We start from the raw sequence: 16,182 nt of genomic DNA, 5'->3' as shown, positions 1-16,182 counted from the left end.
GCCCGAGGGCAGCCTTTTTGCGTTCGGCTCTTCAGGCTTACTTGCGGTCCTTCAGTGAAACGATATCGCGCTTCTGCTCGCCGGTGTACAGCTGGCGCGGGCGGCCAATCTTGTACGGGCTGGAGAGCATTTCTTTCCAGTGCGAGATCCAGCCCACGGTACGTGCCAGGGCGAAGATCACGGTGAACATGCTGGTCGGAATGCCGATCGCCTTGAGGATGATCCCCGAGTAGAAGTCGACGTTCGGGTACAGCGAGCGCTCGATGAAGTAAGGATCGGTGAGGGCGATCTCTTCCAGGCGCATGGCCAGTTCCAGCTGCGGGTCGTTCTTGATGCCCAGCTCGCGCAGGACTTCGTCGCAGGTCTGCTTCATCACGGTGGCGCGCGGGTCGCGGTTCTTGTACACGCGATGACCGAAGCCCATGAGCTTGAACGGGTCGTTCTTGTCCTTGGCCTTGGCGATGAACGTGTCGATGTTCGAAACATCGCCGATCTCATCGAGCATGGTCAGGACGGCTTCGTTCGCACCGCCGTGGGCAGGGCCCCACAGTGCGGCGATACCGGCGGCGATACAGGCGAACGGGTTGGCACCCGACGAGCCGGCCAGACGAACGGTGGAAGTGGAGGCATTCTGCTCGTGGTCGGCATGGAGGATGAAGATCCGGTCCATTGCCTTGGCCAGCACCGGGCTGATCGGTTTGATCTCGCACGGGGTGTTGAACATCATGTGCAGGAAGTTTTCCGCGTACGACAGGTCGTTGCGCGGGTACATCATCGGCTGGCCCATGGAGTACTTGTAAACCATCGCGGCCAGGGTCGGCATCTTGGCGACCAGGCGCACCGCGGAAATTTCGCGGTGTTGCGGGTTATTGATGTCCAGGGAGTCGTGATAGAACGCCGACAGGGCGCCGACCACGCCGCACATCACCGCCATCGGGTGAGCGTCGCGACGGAAACCGTTGAAGAAGGACTTCAGCTGCTCATGAACCATGGTGTGGTTCTTGACGGTGCTGACGAACTGGGCCTTCTGCTCGGCATTCGGCAGTTCGCCGTTGAGCAGCAAGTAGCAGGTTTCGAGGTAGTCGGATTGTTCGGCGAGTTGCTCGATCGGGTAGCCGCGGTGCAGCAGGATCCCTTTGTCGCCGTCAATGTAGGTGATCTTCGACTCGCACGAGGCAGTCGCCATGAAACCAGGGTCGAAGGTGAAGTGACCAGTGGCCCCCAACCCGCGGACGTCGATTACATCAGGACCAACGGTGCCGGTTAAAATGGGCAGCTCGACGGGGGCAGCGCCCTCGATGACCAACTGCGCTTTTTTGTCAGCCATGTGGCCTCCTATTAATGCTAGAAATCATCAGACAGACCCCCCACGCAGGGCCCGCACCACTATAGAGGGATAAATTCAGATGTCAATTTGCCTAAAGGCTTGTTGAATCAGGCATTCAAGCCTGATTTTTCCCGAAATTCTCGCCCATTTACGCCTTTTGTTCGTTAAAGGCAATGCGCTATTTGGGCTACCCCGTCACGTTGTCATAAGCAGCCTAACTGTCTATACTCGGCACCCGACCGCCAGGGGCTTGCAAGCCCGAACTGCTGGGGGTCGCCGTTCCCTGGGTGGTGGGTACCTGACCAGTACACTTACCAACAACTTTGCCCTGATTCGCTAGGGGCTCTTCAGTGTGAAAAAAGCCGTGAAAAGCCAACGACCTGTAAACCTAGACCTAAGGACCATCAAGCTCCCCGTCACTGCGTACACGTCCATCCTGCACCGCATCTCCGGCGTCATCCTGTTCATCGGCCTTGCCATCATGCTTTACGCATTGGGCAAGTCGCTGGGTTCCGAGGAAGGCTTCGGTGAGGTGAAGGCGTGTCTGACCAGCCCGCTGGCCAAGTTCGTGACCTGGGGCCTGCTGTCCGCCCTGCTTTATCACCTCGTGGCAGGTGTTCGTCACCTGATCATGGACATGGGCATCGGTGAGACGCTGGAAGGCGGCAAGCTGGGCTCGAAAATCGTGATCGTCATCTCCGTGGTGCTGATCGTTCTGGTGGGAGTTTGGGTATGGTAACCAATGTCACGAACCTGTCGCGTTCGGGCCTCTATGACTGGATGGCGCAGCGCGTTTCTGCGGTCGTTCTCGCGGCTTACTTCCTCTTCCTGATCGGCTACGTGGTCGCCCACCCAGGCATCGACTACACCCAGTGGCATGGTCTGTTCTCCAATAACGCGATGCGGATCTTCAGTCTGCTGGCCCTCGTTGCCCTGGGCGCTCACGCCTGGGTAGGCATGTGGACCATTGCAACCGACTACCTGACGCCTATGTCGTTCGGTAAATCGGCAACTGCGATTCGTTTCCTGTTCCAGGCGGTATGCGGCGTTGCGATGTTCGCTTACTTCGTCTGGGGTGTGCAGATTCTCTGGGGTATCTGATCCATGGCTAGCATTCCAACCATTTCCTTCGACGCCATCATCATCGGTGGCGGCGGCGCCGGCATGCGCGCAGCGCTGCAATTGGCTCAAGGCGGCCACAAGACTGCCGTAGTCACCAAGGTCTTCCCGACCCGTTCGCACACTGTATCCGCCCAGGGCGGCATCACCTGCGCCATCGCTTCGGCTGACCCGAACGACGACTGGCGCTGGCACATGTACGATACCGTCAAGGGCTCCGACTACATCGGTGACCAGGACGCTATCGAATACATGTGTCAGGAAGGCCCGGCTGCGGTCTTCGAGCTGGACCACATGGGTCTGCCGTTCTCGCGTACCGAAACCGGCCGCATCTACCAGCGTCCGTTCGGTGGTCAGTCCAAGGACTTCGGTAAAGGTGGCCAGGCCGCCCGTACCTGTGCCGCGTCCGACCGTACCGGTCACGCGCTGCTGCACACCCTGTACCAGGGCAACCTGAAGGCCGGCACTACCTTCCTTAACGAGTACTACGCCGTTGACCTGGTGAAAAACCAGGAAGGCGCGTTCGTCGGTGTGATCGCAATCTGCATCGAAACCGGCGAAACCATGTACATCAAGTCCAAGGCCACCGTTCTGGCCACGGGCGGTGCCGGTCGTATCTACGCCTCCACCACCAACGCCCTGATCAACACCGGTGACGGTATCGGCATGGCCCTGCGTGCGGGTGTGCCGGTGCAGGATATCGAGATGTGGCAGTTCCACCCGACCGGTATCGCCGGCGCTGGTGTACTGGTTACCGAAGGTTGCCGCGGTGAAGGTGGTTACCTGATCAACGCCCACGGCGAGCGCTTCATGGAGCGTTACGCACCGAACGCGAAAGACCTGGCTGGCCGCGACGTCGTTGCCCGTTCCATGGTCAAGGAAATCATCGCCGGCAACGGCGTGGGCCCGAACAAGGACCACGTACTGCTGAAGCTGGATCACCTGGGCGAGGAAGTGCTGCACAGCCGCCTGCCGGGTATCTGCGAACTGTCCAAGACCTTCGCCCACGTCGACCCGGTCGTTGCGCCGGTTCCGGTCGTGCCGACCTGCCACTACATGATGGGCGGCGTTGCCACCAACATTCATGGTCAGGCCATCACCATGGACGAAGAAGGCAAGGATCACATCATCCCTGGCCTGTTCGCTGTAGGTGAAGTGGCGTGCGTATCGGTTCACGGTGCCAACCGCTTGGGCGGCAACTCGCTGCTCGACCTGGTGGTATTCGGCCGTGCTGCCGGCCTGCACCTGGAGAAGGCGCTGAGCGACGGCATCGAGCACCTCGACGCCAGCGACACCGACATCGATGTTGCCCTGAGCCGCCTGAACAACCTCAACGGGCGTACCACGGGTGAAGACGTTGCCAGCCTGAAGCGCGAGCTGCAGAGCTGCATGCAGAACTACTTCGGTGTATTCCGTACTGGCGAATACATGCAGAAGGGTATCGAGCAGCTGGCTGGCCTGCGCGAGCGTATCGCCAACGTCAAGATCAACGACAAGTCCCAGGCCTTCAACACCGCGCGTATCGAAGCGCTGGAGCTGCAGAACCTGCTGGAAGTTGCCGAAGCGACCGCCATCGCGGCCGAAGCCCGTAAAGAGTCCCGCGGCGCTCACGCCCGTGAAGACTTCGAAGACCGTGACGACGAAAACTGGCTGTGCCACACCCTGTACTACCCGGGTGAGAAGCGCGTTGCCAAGCGCGGCGTCAACTTTGCGCCGAAGACCGTACCGGCCTTCGAGCCAAAAATCCGGACTTACTAAGGGTGGCTGCTATGTTGAAAGTCGAAGTTTATCGTTACAACCCCGACACCGACTCGGCGCCCAAAATGGAGTCGTTCGACGTCGATACCGGCGGCAAGGACCTGATGGTTCTCGATGTATTGGCGCTGATCAAGGAAAAGGACGAAGGTTTCTCGTACCGTCGCTCCTGCCGTGAAGGCGTTTGCGGTTCCGATGGCATGAACATGAACGGCAAGAACGGCCTGGCCTGCATCACCCCGCTGTCGGGTGTGGTCAAGGGCAACAAGCTGGTTCTGCGTCCGCTGCCAGGCCTGCCGGTCATTCGTGACCTGGTGGTCGACATGAGCATCTTCTACAAGCAGTACGAGAAGGTGAAGCCGTTCCTGCAGAACGATACCCCGGCACCGGCCATCGAGCGCCTGCAGTCGCCGGAAGACCGCGACAAGCTGGACGGCCTGTACGAGTGCATCCTGTGCGCGTGCTGCTCGACGTCCTGCCCGTCGTTCTGGTGGAACCCGGACAAGTTCCTGGGCCCCGCTGCGTTGCTGCAGGCCTACCGCTTCCTGGCCGACAGCCGTGACACCAAGACTCAGGAGCGCCTGGCGTCCCTGGATGACCCGTTCAGCGTATTCCGCTGCCGCGGGATCATGAACTGCGTGAACGTTTGCCCGAAAGGTCTGAACCCGACCAAGGCAATCGGTCATGTACGTAACATGCTGCTGCAAAGCGGCACCTGATACAACCTGTTGTACCTGCAGTAAGCCGAGGTGCGGGTGGTGAGCCCGCACTGAGGTAAAACCCGAACAAGGGCCCACAAAGCCCGCGTTCATACCTATGAAGATATGAGACCAGCAGGGGCTTTCCGGGCTGGTACCCGGAAAATCAGCAGGATCCAAGTGGCGTGGTTCAGTCGCTTTATTCGGACTTTTCCAGGTTTGCTGTGGCTCTCGCCGATCAGTCCCCTAATCGAGGGTGACCAAGCATGCAAGAAAGCGTGATGCAGCGCATGTGGGATAGCGCCCACCTTTCAGGTGGTAACGCTGCATATGTGGAAGAGCTCTACGAACTCTACCTGCACGACCCTAACGCTGTGCCAGAAGAGTGGCGCACTTACTTCCAGAAGTTGCCAGCCGACGGCAGCACCGCTACTGATGTATCGCACTCGACAATCCGCGACCATTTCGTACTGCTGGCAAAGAACCAGCGCCGCGCCCAACCGGTATCCGCCGGGAGCGTGAGCAGTGAACACGAGAAGAAGCAGGTTGAAGTTCTGCGACTGATCCAGGCCTATCGTATGCGCGGCCATCAGGCTGCCAAGCTCGACCCGTTGGGGTTGTGGCAGCGCCCTGCGCCCGTAGACCTGTCGATCAATCACTACGGCTTGACCAATGCCGATCTTGATACGACCTTCCGTGCCGGCGACCTGTTCATCGGCAAAGAGGAGGCGAGCCTACGCGACATCTTCGATGCACTCCAGAAGACATATTGTCGCACCATTGGCGCCGAATTCACCCACATCGTCGATTCCGAGCAGCGCAGCTGGTTCCAGCAGCGCCTGGAAAGCGTGCGCGGCCGTCCGGAGTTTTCCGCTGACGTGCAGGCTCACCTGCTGGAGCGCGTGACCGCCGGTGAGGGCCTGGAAAAGTACCTGGGCACCAAGTACCCGGGCACCAAGCGTTTCGGTCTTGAAGGCGGCGAGAGCCTGATCCCGATGCTGGATGAAATGATCCAGCGTTCCGGCTCTTACGGCACCAAGGAAGTCGTGATCGGCATGGCCCACCGTGGCCGCCTGAACGTACTGGTGAACACCTTCGGCAAGAACCCGCGCGAGCTGTTCGACGAGTTCGAAGGCAAGAAGATGAACGAGCTGGGCTCCGGTGACGTGAAGTATCACCAGGGCTTCTCCTCGAACGTGATGACCACCGGTGGCGAAGTTCACCTGGCCATGGCGTTCAACCCGTCCCACCTGGAAATCGTTTCGCCCGTGGTCGAAGGTTCGGTGCGTGCCCGTCAGGACCGCCGTAACGACACCGTTGGCGACAAGGTACTCCCGATCTCGATCCACGGCGACGCAGCATTCGCCGGCCAGGGCGTGGTCATGGAAACCTTCCAGATGTCGCAGACCCGCGGTTTCAAGACCGGCGGTACCGTGCACATCGTGATCAACAACCAGGTTGGCTTCACCATCAGCAACCCGCTGGATGCGCGCTCCACCGAGTACGCCACCGACGTTGCCAAGATGATCCAGGCGCCGATCCTGCACGTGAACGGGGATGACCCGGAAGCGGTGCTGTTCGTCACCCAGCTGGCCATCGACTACCGCATGCAGTTCAAGCGTGACGTGGTCATCGACCTGGTCTGCTACCGTCGTCGCGGCCACAACGAGGCCGACGAGCCGAACGGCACCCAGCCGCTGATGTACCAGCAGATCAGCAAGCAGCGCACTACGCGTGAACTGTATGCCGAGGCGCTGATCCAGGCCGGTCGCATCGACGCCGAGCGTGCTCAGGCCAAGATCGACGAGTACCGCAACGCGCTGGACAACGGCCTGCACGTTGTGAAAAGCCTGGTCAAGGAGCCGAACCGCGAGCTGTTCGTCGACTGGCGTCCGTACCTGGGCCACGCCTGGACTGCGCGTCACGACACCCGCTTCGACCTCAAGACCCTGCAGGACCTGTCGGCCAAGCTGCTGGAACTGCCAGAAGGCTTCGTCGTTCAGCGCCAGGTGTCGAAGATCTACGAAGATCGCCAGAAGATGCAGGCTGGTGGCTTGCCGATCAACTGGGGTTATGCAGAGACCATGGCCTACGCCACCCTGCAGTTCGAAGGTCACCCGATCCGCATGACCGGCCAGGACATCGGCCGTGGCACCTTCTCGCACCGTCACGCGGTGCTGCACAACCAGAAGGACGCCAGCACCTACATTCCGCTGCAGAACCTGTTCCCGGGCCAGCCGCGCTTCGACCTGTACGACTCCTTCCTGTCGGAAGAAGCGGTACTGGCCTTCGAATACGGCTATTCCACCACCACGCCGAACGCGCTGGTGATCTGGGAAGCCCAGTTCGGCGACTTCGCCAACGGTGCGCAAGTGGTGATCGACCAGTTCATCACCAGCGGTGAGCACAAGTGGGGCCGCCTGTGCGGTCTGACCATGCTGCTGCCACACGGTTACGAAGGGCAGGGCCCGGAGCACTCCTCCGCGCGTCTGGAGCGTTACCTGCAGCTGTGCGCCGAGCACAACATCCAGGTCTGCGTACCGACTACCCCGGCACAGATCTACCACCTGCTGCGTCGCCAGGTCATCCGCCCGCTGCGCAAGCCGCTGGTCGTCCTGACGCCGAAGTCGCTGCTGCGCCACAAGCTGGCCATCTCGACCTTGGAAGACCTGGCCGAAGGCTCGTTCCAGACCGTGATCCCGGAAATCGACGCAATCGATCCGGCCAAGGTCGAGCGCCTGGTGCTGTGCAGCGGCAAGGTCTACTACGACCTGCTGGAAAAACGCCGTGCCGAAGGCCGCGAAGACATCGCCATCCTGCGTCTCGAGCAGCTGTACCCGTTCCCGGAAGACGACCTGGTCGAAATCCTGGCGCAATACAGCAACCTCAAGCACGCCGTGTGGTGCCAGGAAGAGCCGATGAACCAGGGCGCCTGGTACAGCAGCCAGCACCACATGCGCCGTATCCTGGGCCGCCACAACAAGGCACTGGTCCTGGAATACGCCGGTCGCGACGCTTCTGCCGCACCAGCCTGTGGTTACGCTTCGAAGCACGCCGAACAGCAGGAAAAACTGCTGCAAGACGCCTTCACTGTCTAACGCCTTCGCGCACCTGAAACCGAATTTAAGGAAACACAGATAATGGCTATCGAGATCAAAGCCCCAACCTTCCCGGAATCGGTTGCCGATGGCACCGTTGCCACCTGGCACAAGAAGCCGGGCGATGCCGTCAAGCGTGACGAGCTGATCGTCGACATCGAGACCGACAAGGTTGTCCTGGAAGTACTGGCTACCGCCGATGGCGTGCTGGGCGACATCGTCAAGGGCGAGGGCGACACCGTCCTGTCCGACGAACTGCTGGGTTCGATCGTTGAAGGCGGTGCTGCCGCTCCTGCCGCCGCCGCTGCTCCTGCCGCTGCTCCAGCTGCCGCTGCCGCTGCCGCTGATGCTGGCGAAGATGACCCGATTGCTGCCCCGGCTGCTCGCAAGCTGGCGGAAGAAAACGGCATCGACCTGGCTACCGTTGCCGGTACTGGTAAAGGCGGTCGCGTCACCAAGGAAGACGTGGTTGCGGCTGTTGCCAACAAGAAGTCGGCACCTGCCGCTGCCCCGGCTGCCAAGCCTGCCGCCGCTGCTGCTGCGGTAGTCGTCGCTGCTGGCGACCGCACCGAGAAGCGCGTGCCGATGACCCGCCTGCGTGCCAAGATCGCCGAGCGTCTGGTCGAAGCACAGTCCAACATGGCGATGCTGACTACCTTCAACGAAGTGGACATGACCGAAGTCATGGCGCTGCGTTCGAAGTACAAGGACCTGTTCGAGAAGACCCACAATGGCGTGCGCCTGGGCTTCATGTCGTTCTTCGTCAAGGCCGCTACCGAAGCGCTGAAGCGCTTCCCGGCAGTCAACGCCTCGATCGACGGCAACGACATCGTCTACCACGGCTTCGCCGACGTCGGTGTTGCCGTGTCCAGCGACCGTGGCCTGGTGGTGCCGGTACTGCGTAACGCCGAGTCGATGAGCCTGGCTGAAATCGAGAACGGCATCGCTACCTTTGGCAAGAAGGCCCGTGACGGCAAACTGTCCATCGAAGAGATGACCGGTGGCACCTTCACCATCACCAACGGTGGTACCTTCGGTTCGATGATGTCGACCCCGATCGTCAACCCGCCGCAGGCCGCCATTCTCGGCATGCACAACATCATCCAGCGCCCGATGGCCATCAATGGCCAGGTCGTGATTCGCCCGATGATGTACCTGGCGCTGTCGTACGATCACCGCCTGATCGACGGCAAGGAAGCGGTAACCTTCCTGGTCACTATCAAGAACCTGCTGGAAGATCCGTCCCGCCTGCTGCTGGACATCTAACCCTCTGGCTGCGTACCGTGCCGGCCCTGGCTTCGCGAGAAGCCATGCCGCGCGGTTCGCGGCTTGTAGCTTGTTGCTGATAAGGAATCTTTTATGACCCAGAAATTCGACGTAGTGGTGATTGGTGCAGGTCCTGGCGGCTATGTGGCTGCCATCAAGGCTGCCCAACTTGGTCTGAAGACTGCCTGTATCGAGAAGTACACTGACGCCGAGGGCAAACTGGCCCTGGGCGGCACCTGCCTGAACGTAGGTTGCATTCCTTCCAAGGCGCTGCTGGACAGCTCCTGGAAGTACAAGGAAGCCAAAGAGAGCTTCAACGTCCACGGTATCTCCACGGGCGAAGTGAAGATGGACGTCGCCGCGATGGTTGGCCGCAAGGCCGGCATCGTCAAGAACCTGACGGGTGGCGTTGCCACCCTGTTCAAGGCCAACGGCGTTACTTCGATCCAGGGCCACGGCAAGCTGCTGGCTGGTAAAAAGGTCGAAGTCACCAAGGCTGACGGCACCACCGAAGTCATCGAAGCCGAGAACGTGATCCTGGCTTCCGGCTCGCGCCCGATCGACATTCCGCCGGCTCCGGTCGACCAGAACGTCATCGTCGACTCCACCGGCGCCCTGGAATTCCAGGCCGTACCGAAGCGCCTGGGCGTTATCGGTGCTGGTGTGATCGGCCTGGAGCTGGGCTCGGTATGGGCTCGCCTGGGTGCTGAAGTCACCGTCCTGGAAGCCCTGGACACCTTCCTGATGGCTGCCGACACTGCCGTGTCGAAAGAAGCCCAGAAGACCCTGACCAAGCAAGGCCTGGACATCAAGCTGGGCGCGCGCGTCACCGGCTCGAAAGTCAACGGCAACGAAGTTGAAGTGACCTACACCAACGCCGAAGGCGAGCAGAAGATCACCTTCGACAAGCTGATCGTCGCGGTCGGCCGTCGCCCTGTCACCACCGACCTGCTGGCTGCCGACAGCGGCGTGACCATCGACGAGCGTGGCTACATTTTCGTCGACGATCACTGCGCCACCAGCGTGCCGGGCGTGTTCGCCATCGGTGACGTGGTACGCGGCATGATGCTGGCCCACAAGGCCTCGGAAGAGGGCATCATGGTTGTCGAGCGTATCAAGGGCCACAAGGCCCAGATGAACTACGACCTGATCCCGTCGGTTATCTACACCCACCCGGAAATTGCATGGGTCGGCAAGACCGAACAGTCCTTGAAGGCCGAGGGTGTTGAGGTTAACGTAGGCACCTTCCCGTTCGCGGCCAGCGGCCGTGCGATGGCTGCCAACGACACCGGTGGTTTCGTCAAGGTCATCGCCGATGCCAAGACCGACCGCGTCCTGGGTGTACATGTGATTGGCCCATCGGCTGCCGAACTGGTGCAGCAGGGTGCAATCGCAATGGAATTCGGCACCAGTGCCGAGGATCTGGGCATGATGGTCTTCAGCCATCCAACCCTGTCCGAAGCGTTGCATGAAGCAGCGCTGGCGGTGAATGGCGGCGCCATTCACGTGGCCAACCGTAAGAAGCGTTAATTATAAGAAACCACGGCGGGCAGCCCGTCGTGAGTCTTGCGTGCATGACTCACCGCGGAACGTCCGCCGGACCGGACTACATGGGAAAACCCGGGGTCAACGGTCACAGGTGGTGCGGCGCCAGTAATGGCGCAGCGCCGAAGCGCAGTACCTAACGAAGACGGTAAAAAGCATGAATCTTCACGAGTATCAGGGTAAGCAGCTGTTCGCTGAATACGGCCTGCCAGTTTCCAAGGGTTTCGCAGTCGACACCCCTGAAGCTGCAGCAGAAGCCTGCGACAAGATCGGCGGTTCCGAGTGGGTTGTAAAAGCCCAGGTTCACGCAGGTGGTCGCGGTAAAGCGGGCGGCGTCAAGCTGGTTCGCAGCAAGGAAGACGCCAAGGCGTTCGCTGCGCAATGGTTGGGCAAGCGCCTGGTAACCTACCAGACCGACGCCAACGGTCAGCCAGTGACCAAGATCCTGGTCGAATCCTGCACTGACATCGCCAAAGAGCTGTACCTGGGCGCTGTAGTCGATCGCTCGAGCCGCCGTATCGTGTTCATGGCCTCCACCGAAGGTGGCGTGGACATCGAGAAAGTCGCTCACGAAACTCCTGAGAAGATCATCAAGGCTACTATCGATCCACTGGTCGGCGCTCAGCCGTTCCAGGGTCGTGAACTGGCATTCCAGCTGGGTCTGGAAGGCAAGCAAGTTGCACAGTTCGCCAAGATTTTCGTAGGCCTGGCCAAGCTGTTCAAAGAACACGACCTGGCCCTGCTGGAAGTCAACCCGCTGGTCATCAAGGCCGACGGCGACCTGCACTGCCTGGATGCGAAGATCAACATCGACGCAAACGCCATGTACCGTCAGCCTAAGCTGAAAACCTTCCACGACCCGTCGCAGGACGATCCTCGTGAAGCCCACGCTGCCAGCTTCGAGCTGAACTACGTGGCGCTGGAAGGCAACATCGGTTGCATGGTCAACGGTGCCGGCCTGGCCATGGGTACCATGGACATCGTCAACCTGCATGGCGGCAAGCCAGCCAACTTCCTCGACGTTGGCGGTGGTGCTACCAAAGAGCGCGTTACCGAAGCGTTCAAGATCATTCTGTCCGACAGCAATGTCGCGGCCGTTCTGGTCAACATCTTCGGCGGCATCGTTCGCTGCGACATGATTGCCGAAGGCATCATCGGTGCAGTGAAAGAAGTCGGCGTTAAAGTTCCGGTTGTTGTTCGCCTTGAAGGTAACAACGCCGAACTGGGCGCTAAAGTACTGGCAGAAAGCGGTTTGAACATCATTGCGGCAACCAGCCTGACCGACGCTGCTCAACAAGTTGTCAAAGCTGCGGAGGGCAAGTAATGAGCGTCCTGATCAATAAAGACACCAAAGTCATCTGCCAGGGCTTCACCGGCTCGCAGGGTACTTTCCACTCCGAACAAGCCATCGCCTACGGCACCAAGATGGTCGGCGGCGTAACCCCAGGCAAGGGTGGCACCACCCACCTGGGCCTGCCGGTGTTCAACACCGTCAAGGAAGCCGTGGAAGCTACCGGCGCTGACGCTTCGGTTATCTACGTTCCTGCTCCGTTCTGCAAAGACTCGATCCTGGAAGCTGCTTTCGGTGGCATCAAGCTGATCGTGTGCATCACCGAAGGCATTCCTACCCTGGACATGCTGGATGCCAAGGTCAAGTGCGACGAGCTGGGCGTTACCCTGATCGGCCCTAACTGCCCAGGTGTCATCACCCCGGGCGAGTGCAAGATCGGCATCATGCCAGGTCACATTCACTTGCCAGGCAAGGTCGGTATCGTTTCGCGTTCCGGCACCCTGACCTATGAAGCTGTGAAGCAGACCACCGACGCCGGCTTCGGCCAGTCGACCTGCGTCGGCATCGGCGGTGACCCGATCCCGGGCTCCAACTTCATCGACATCCTGAAGCTGTTCCAGGAAGACCCGAAGACCGAAGCGATCGTCATGATCGGTGAGATCGGCGGTTCGGCTGAAGAAGAAGCCGCGGCCTACATCAAGGCCAACGTTACCAAGCCTGTCGTTTCCTACATCGCTGGTGTTACCGCACCTGCGGGCAAGCGCATGGGCCACGCTGGCGCCATCATCTCCGGCGGCAAGGGCACTGCGGACGAGAAATTCGCCGCCCTGCAGGACGCGGGTGTGAAGACCGTGCGTTCTCTGGCTGACATCGGCAAGGCCCTGGCCGAGCTGACTGGCTGGGAAGCCAAGAAGTAATACTGCTACACCCCCCACGCGCACAGAGGCCACCTTCGGGTGGCCTTTGTCGTTGTAGCGTTGGGTATTTTGTAGGTGTGGAAAATTCGATAGCCCCCACCAGGTTTTTCCACCAGACATTCGCACTAACTGGCAATAAATTATCGCCGGACACCGATAACCAGACGACAAACATGTACGCACATCGGACAAGCAGCACTGTAACAGTGCGTTTGTCGGGTAAAACGGTTAGTCTACGCGTTCACTCTGTGCCCGCTCCCCAAAAGGGAACGACACGCTAAACGGGTCTGGCCTATAAAGCCGGGCAGCATTTCCCTCACCCATAGGGAAATCCCCTCTCGAATCCCGATTTCAGCAGTGTGGTACTACCTTAAATGAAAGTTCTCAAAGGCCAGGACATCCTGGCGCTTGGCTTTATGACGTTTGCGCTTTTCGTAGGTGCAGGCAACATCATCTTCCCGCCTATCGTCGGTCTGCAGTCTGGCCCGCACGTGTGGATGGCTGCACTGGGCTTCCTGGTGACCGCCGTGGGCCTGCCGGTCATTACCGTGGTCGCTCTGGCCAAGGTCGGTGGCGGTATGGATGCCCTGAGCAGCCCGATCGGCAAGTTCTTCGGCGGCCTGCTGGCGGCTGTGTGCTACCTGTCTGTCGGCCCGCTGTTCGCTACCCCGCGTACGGCGACCGTGTCGTTTGAAGTGGGTGTGGCACCGCTGACCGGTGAAAGCCCGTTGGCGCTGTTCATCTACAGCCTGGTCTACTTCATCGTTGTGCTGGCAGTGTCCATGTATCCGGGCAAGCTGCTCGATACTGTCGGTCGCTTCCTGGCGCCGTTGAAGATCATCGCCCTGGCGGTGCTGGGCATTGCTGCCTTCGCGCTGCCAGCCGGCACCATTGGTGAAGCACAGCCTGCTTACGCTGCCGCTGCGTTCTCCAAGGGCTTCTCCGATGGCTACCTGACCATGGACACCCTGGGTGCCCTGGTGTTCGGCATTGTCATCGTCAACGCCATCCGCTCGCGCGGTGTCGAGTCGCCGAAGCTGATCACCCGCTACGCCATCATCGCCGGCCTGATCGCCGGTGTCGGTCTGGCTCTGGTGTACATCAGCCTGTTCCGTCTGGGCGCTACCAGCCACGACATCGCGGCTGACGCCACCAACGGTGCGGCGGTTCTGCATGCCTATGTGCAGCATACCTTCGGCTCGTTGGGCAGCGGCTTCCTGGCTGTGCTGATCGCGCTGGCCTGTCTGGTGACCGCAGTCGGCCTGACCTGCGCTTGCGCCGAGTACTTCAGCCAGATCCTGCCGTTGTCGTACCGTGCCTTGGTGGTGATCCTCGCCGGTTTCTCGCTGTTGATCTCCAACCTTGGTCTGACCAAGCTGATCATGTTCTCGATCCCGGTGCTCACCGCCATCTATCCGCCGTGCATCGTGGTGGTCGGCCTGAGCTTCGTGAAGGACCTGTGGAACTCGCCGACCCGCATCCTGGCGCCGGTGATGCTGGTATCGCTGGTGTTCGGCATGGTTGACGCGATCAAGGGCAGCAGCATTGCCCATGTGCTGCCAGACTTCATGGCGCACTTGCCGCTGAGCGACCAGGGCCTGGCCTGGCTGGTGCCTTCGGTGGTGACCTTGGTGGGTGCCGTGGCCTGCGACCGTATGCTCGGCAAGCCACGCGAAGCACTGGCCTGATAGTCGAAGCCTGAGGGCGGCACCGGCCACAAGCCAAAAGGGTGCTCGCCAACGGCTCAGACTCGAAAGCCCCGTATCCGGAAGGATGCGGGGCTTTTTATTGGCTACATGCTCCGTGCACATTTCAGGGTGGGTGTGTGTCTTTTGCCGCTTGCCAGCGTCGAAACCCGGTCCCTATCCTCTAGGCATCTGGCCCATTCGGGAACCCTGCATGAACTTCATCCAAAGCAACTTCAACAATCTGCTGGCCATCGCCTGGTTTGCCCTGTGCTGGGGCGGCTATACCCGTTATGCCATCTGGAAGGGGCGTGACACTGCATGCCTGGCCAGCGTGCTGCACTTGTACCGTGAAGACTGGATGCGCCGCATGCTGTTGCGCGACAACCGAATCGCCGATGCCAGCGTAATCGGCAACCTTGAACGCAACGCATCGTTCTTTGCTTCCAGCACGCTGATCATCCTCGCCGGCATCCTTACCGTGCTCGGAGCCTCTGACCGGGCGCTGTCGCTGCTGGCCGACCTGCCGCTGGTGCAACAGGCCTCCCAAGGCATGTCGGAGATCAAGCTGCTGTGCCTGGCCACGGTCTTCGTCTACGCCTTTTTCACGTTCAGCTGGTGCATGCGTCAATACAACTTTGCCGCCGTGCTGGTGGGTTCGGCCCCGATGATCGGAGAGCGGTTGGTCAATGAACTGGAGCGCAAGGCCTTCGCCTCGCGGGCGGCGCGTGTGCTGTCCCTGGCGGCCAACCAGTTCAACCTGGGGTTGCGTTCGTACTACTTCGGTATGGCCATGTTGAGCTGGTTCATCAGCCCGTGGTTGTTCATGGTCATGAGTGTCGGGGTGGTCTTTATTCTGTATCGCCGCGAGTTCCATTCGGATGTGCTGGATGTGATGGTGTTCACACCCACGGAAAGTGTGCCTAACGAACCGGGCAGGGAAACTACCGTGGCGGGTAACTGAAACGTTTAATCGTTAAGTTGCAGGCACAAAAAAACCCGACAGCGTCGGGTTTTTTTGTTTTAGCCAATTACTGCTTGGCTGGTTCTGCCGGAGCAGCAGGAGCAGCAGGGGCAGCTTCTGGCGCCGGAGCGGCCGGTGCGGCTTCTGGAGCCGGAGTAGCCGGAGCGGCTTCTTCGGCAGCTTTCTGCTCGGCTTCAGCCTGATCTTTGGCGGCTTCGGCGTTTTCCTTGGCTGCCTCGTTCATTTTATCCTGAGCTTCACCCATTTTTTCCTGGGCTTGCTCGGCGTGTTGCTGTGCGTCCTGGGCTTTGTCTTCGCTCGCTTTATCGCAAGCGGCCAGGCCCATGGCAGCGGCCAGCATCAGAGCAAAAGCAAAAGGTTTACGCATGGGGGTGTTTCTCCTTGGTGGAATAAGTGACTTGTTCCTTCGAGTGCAACTACGCGGAATAAGTTCCGCGAAGATTACAGATATATAACGCCCCGTTCTATATAGACTTTTTATCGATTTTATGCCGCT

Annotated in this window: 13 protein-coding genes; 11 read left to right on the top strand and 2 right to left on the bottom strand. The window is 60.1% G+C overall.

Translation table 11 applies throughout. The annotated features are described in order from the left end of the window. Window positions 1–37: 37 nt before the first annotated feature. Window positions 38–1,327, bottom strand: a complete 1,290-nt coding sequence (gene gltA / locus QQL85_RS22420; RefSeq protein WP_264312318.1) for a citrate synthase — start codon at window positions 1,325–1,327, stop codon at window positions 38–40. Window positions 1,328–1,679: 352 nt separating this feature from the next. Here gltA and sdhC point away from each other — a divergent pair, with 352 nt between their 5' ends. The 11 genes from sdhC to QQL85_RS22365 all read left to right on the top strand — a co-directional run bounded on the left by sdhC (window position 1,680) and on the right by QQL85_RS22365 (window position 15,665). After that, complete coding sequence (sdhC, locus tag QQL85_RS22415) at window positions 1,680–2,066, top strand: succinate dehydrogenase, cytochrome b556 subunit (protein WP_008091902.1); 387 nt, start codon at window positions 1,680–1,682, stop codon at window positions 2,064–2,066. Beyond that, window positions 2,060–2,428 carry a succinate dehydrogenase, hydrophobic membrane anchor protein gene (gene sdhD, locus QQL85_RS22410; RefSeq protein ID WP_003254214.1) on the top strand — a complete coding sequence of 123 codons (369 nt, stop codon included), beginning with the start codon at window positions 2,060–2,062 and terminating at the stop codon, window positions 2,426–2,428. The genes sdhC and sdhD overlap by 7 nt, the downstream gene beginning before the upstream one ends. A gap of 3 nt (window positions 2,429–2,431) precedes the next feature. Beyond that, window positions 2,432–4,204 carry a succinate dehydrogenase flavoprotein subunit gene (gene sdhA, locus QQL85_RS22405; RefSeq protein WP_284356599.1) on the top strand — a complete coding sequence of 591 codons (1,773 nt, stop codon included), beginning with the start codon at window positions 2,432–2,434 and terminating at the stop codon, window positions 4,202–4,204. An 11-nt stretch (window positions 4,205–4,215) separates the two neighbouring features. Continuing rightward, window positions 4,216–4,920 (top strand): succinate dehydrogenase iron-sulfur subunit, encoded by a 705-nt coding sequence (locus QQL85_RS22400; protein WP_012315348.1) that lies wholly within the window; start codon window positions 4,216–4,218, stop codon window positions 4,918–4,920. A gap of 245 nt (window positions 4,921–5,165) precedes the next feature. Continuing rightward, window positions 5,166–7,997: a 2-oxoglutarate dehydrogenase E1 component gene (locus tag QQL85_RS22395; protein ID WP_012273353.1), complete on the top strand. Its 2,832-nt coding sequence runs from the start codon at window positions 5,166–5,168 to the stop codon at window positions 7,995–7,997. Between the two features lie 42 nt (window positions 7,998–8,039). Then, a complete protein-coding gene (odhB, locus tag QQL85_RS22390; protein WP_284356600.1) occupies window positions 8,040–9,263 on the top strand; it encodes a 2-oxoglutarate dehydrogenase complex dihydrolipoyllysine-residue succinyltransferase in 1,224 nt (407 codons plus the stop codon). Window positions 9,264–9,356: 93 nt separating this feature from the next. Further along, entirely contained in the window at window positions 9,357–10,793 is a 1,437-nt protein-coding gene (gene lpdA / locus QQL85_RS22385; RefSeq protein ID WP_284356601.1) for a dihydrolipoyl dehydrogenase, read from the top strand. A 172-nt stretch (window positions 10,794–10,965) separates the two neighbouring features. Further along, on the top strand, window positions 10,966–12,132 hold the full coding sequence (sucC, locus tag QQL85_RS22380; RefSeq protein ID WP_008091914.1) for an ADP-forming succinate--CoA ligase subunit beta: 1,167 nt from the start codon (window positions 10,966–10,968) through the stop codon (window positions 12,130–12,132). After that, window positions 12,132–13,016, top strand: a complete 885-nt coding sequence (sucD, locus tag QQL85_RS22375; RefSeq protein ID WP_016393102.1) for a succinate--CoA ligase subunit alpha — start codon at window positions 12,132–12,134, stop codon at window positions 13,014–13,016. The genes sucC and sucD overlap by 1 nt, the downstream gene beginning before the upstream one ends. A 374-nt stretch (window positions 13,017–13,390) precedes the next feature. Beyond that, window positions 13,391–14,704, top strand: a complete 1,314-nt coding sequence (gene brnQ, locus QQL85_RS22370; RefSeq protein ID WP_016711645.1) for a branched-chain amino acid transport system II carrier protein — start codon at window positions 13,391–13,393, stop codon at window positions 14,702–14,704. A 211-nt stretch (window positions 14,705–14,915) separates the two neighbouring features. Beyond that, on the top strand, window positions 14,916–15,665 hold the full coding sequence (locus QQL85_RS22365) for a DUF599 domain-containing protein (protein ID WP_284356602.1): 750 nt from the start codon (window positions 14,916–14,918) through the stop codon (window positions 15,663–15,665). A 67-nt stretch (window positions 15,666–15,732) separates the two neighbouring features. On the opposite strand, the gene QQL85_RS22360 is transcribed toward QQL85_RS22365, so the two are convergent. Next, complete coding sequence (locus QQL85_RS22360; RefSeq protein ID WP_284356708.1) at window positions 15,733–16,053, bottom strand: hypothetical protein; 321 nt, start codon at window positions 16,051–16,053, stop codon at window positions 15,733–15,735. Window positions 16,054–16,182: the final 129 nt, after the last annotated feature.

Source organism: Pseudomonas putida (assembly GCF_030159595.1).
Classification (GTDB): Bacteria; Pseudomonadota; Gammaproteobacteria; order Pseudomonadales; family Pseudomonadaceae; genus Aquipseudomonas; species Aquipseudomonas putida_AC.
Note: the sequence above shows the minus strand (reverse complement) of the source record. Positions and strands in the feature narration are given on the sequence as shown.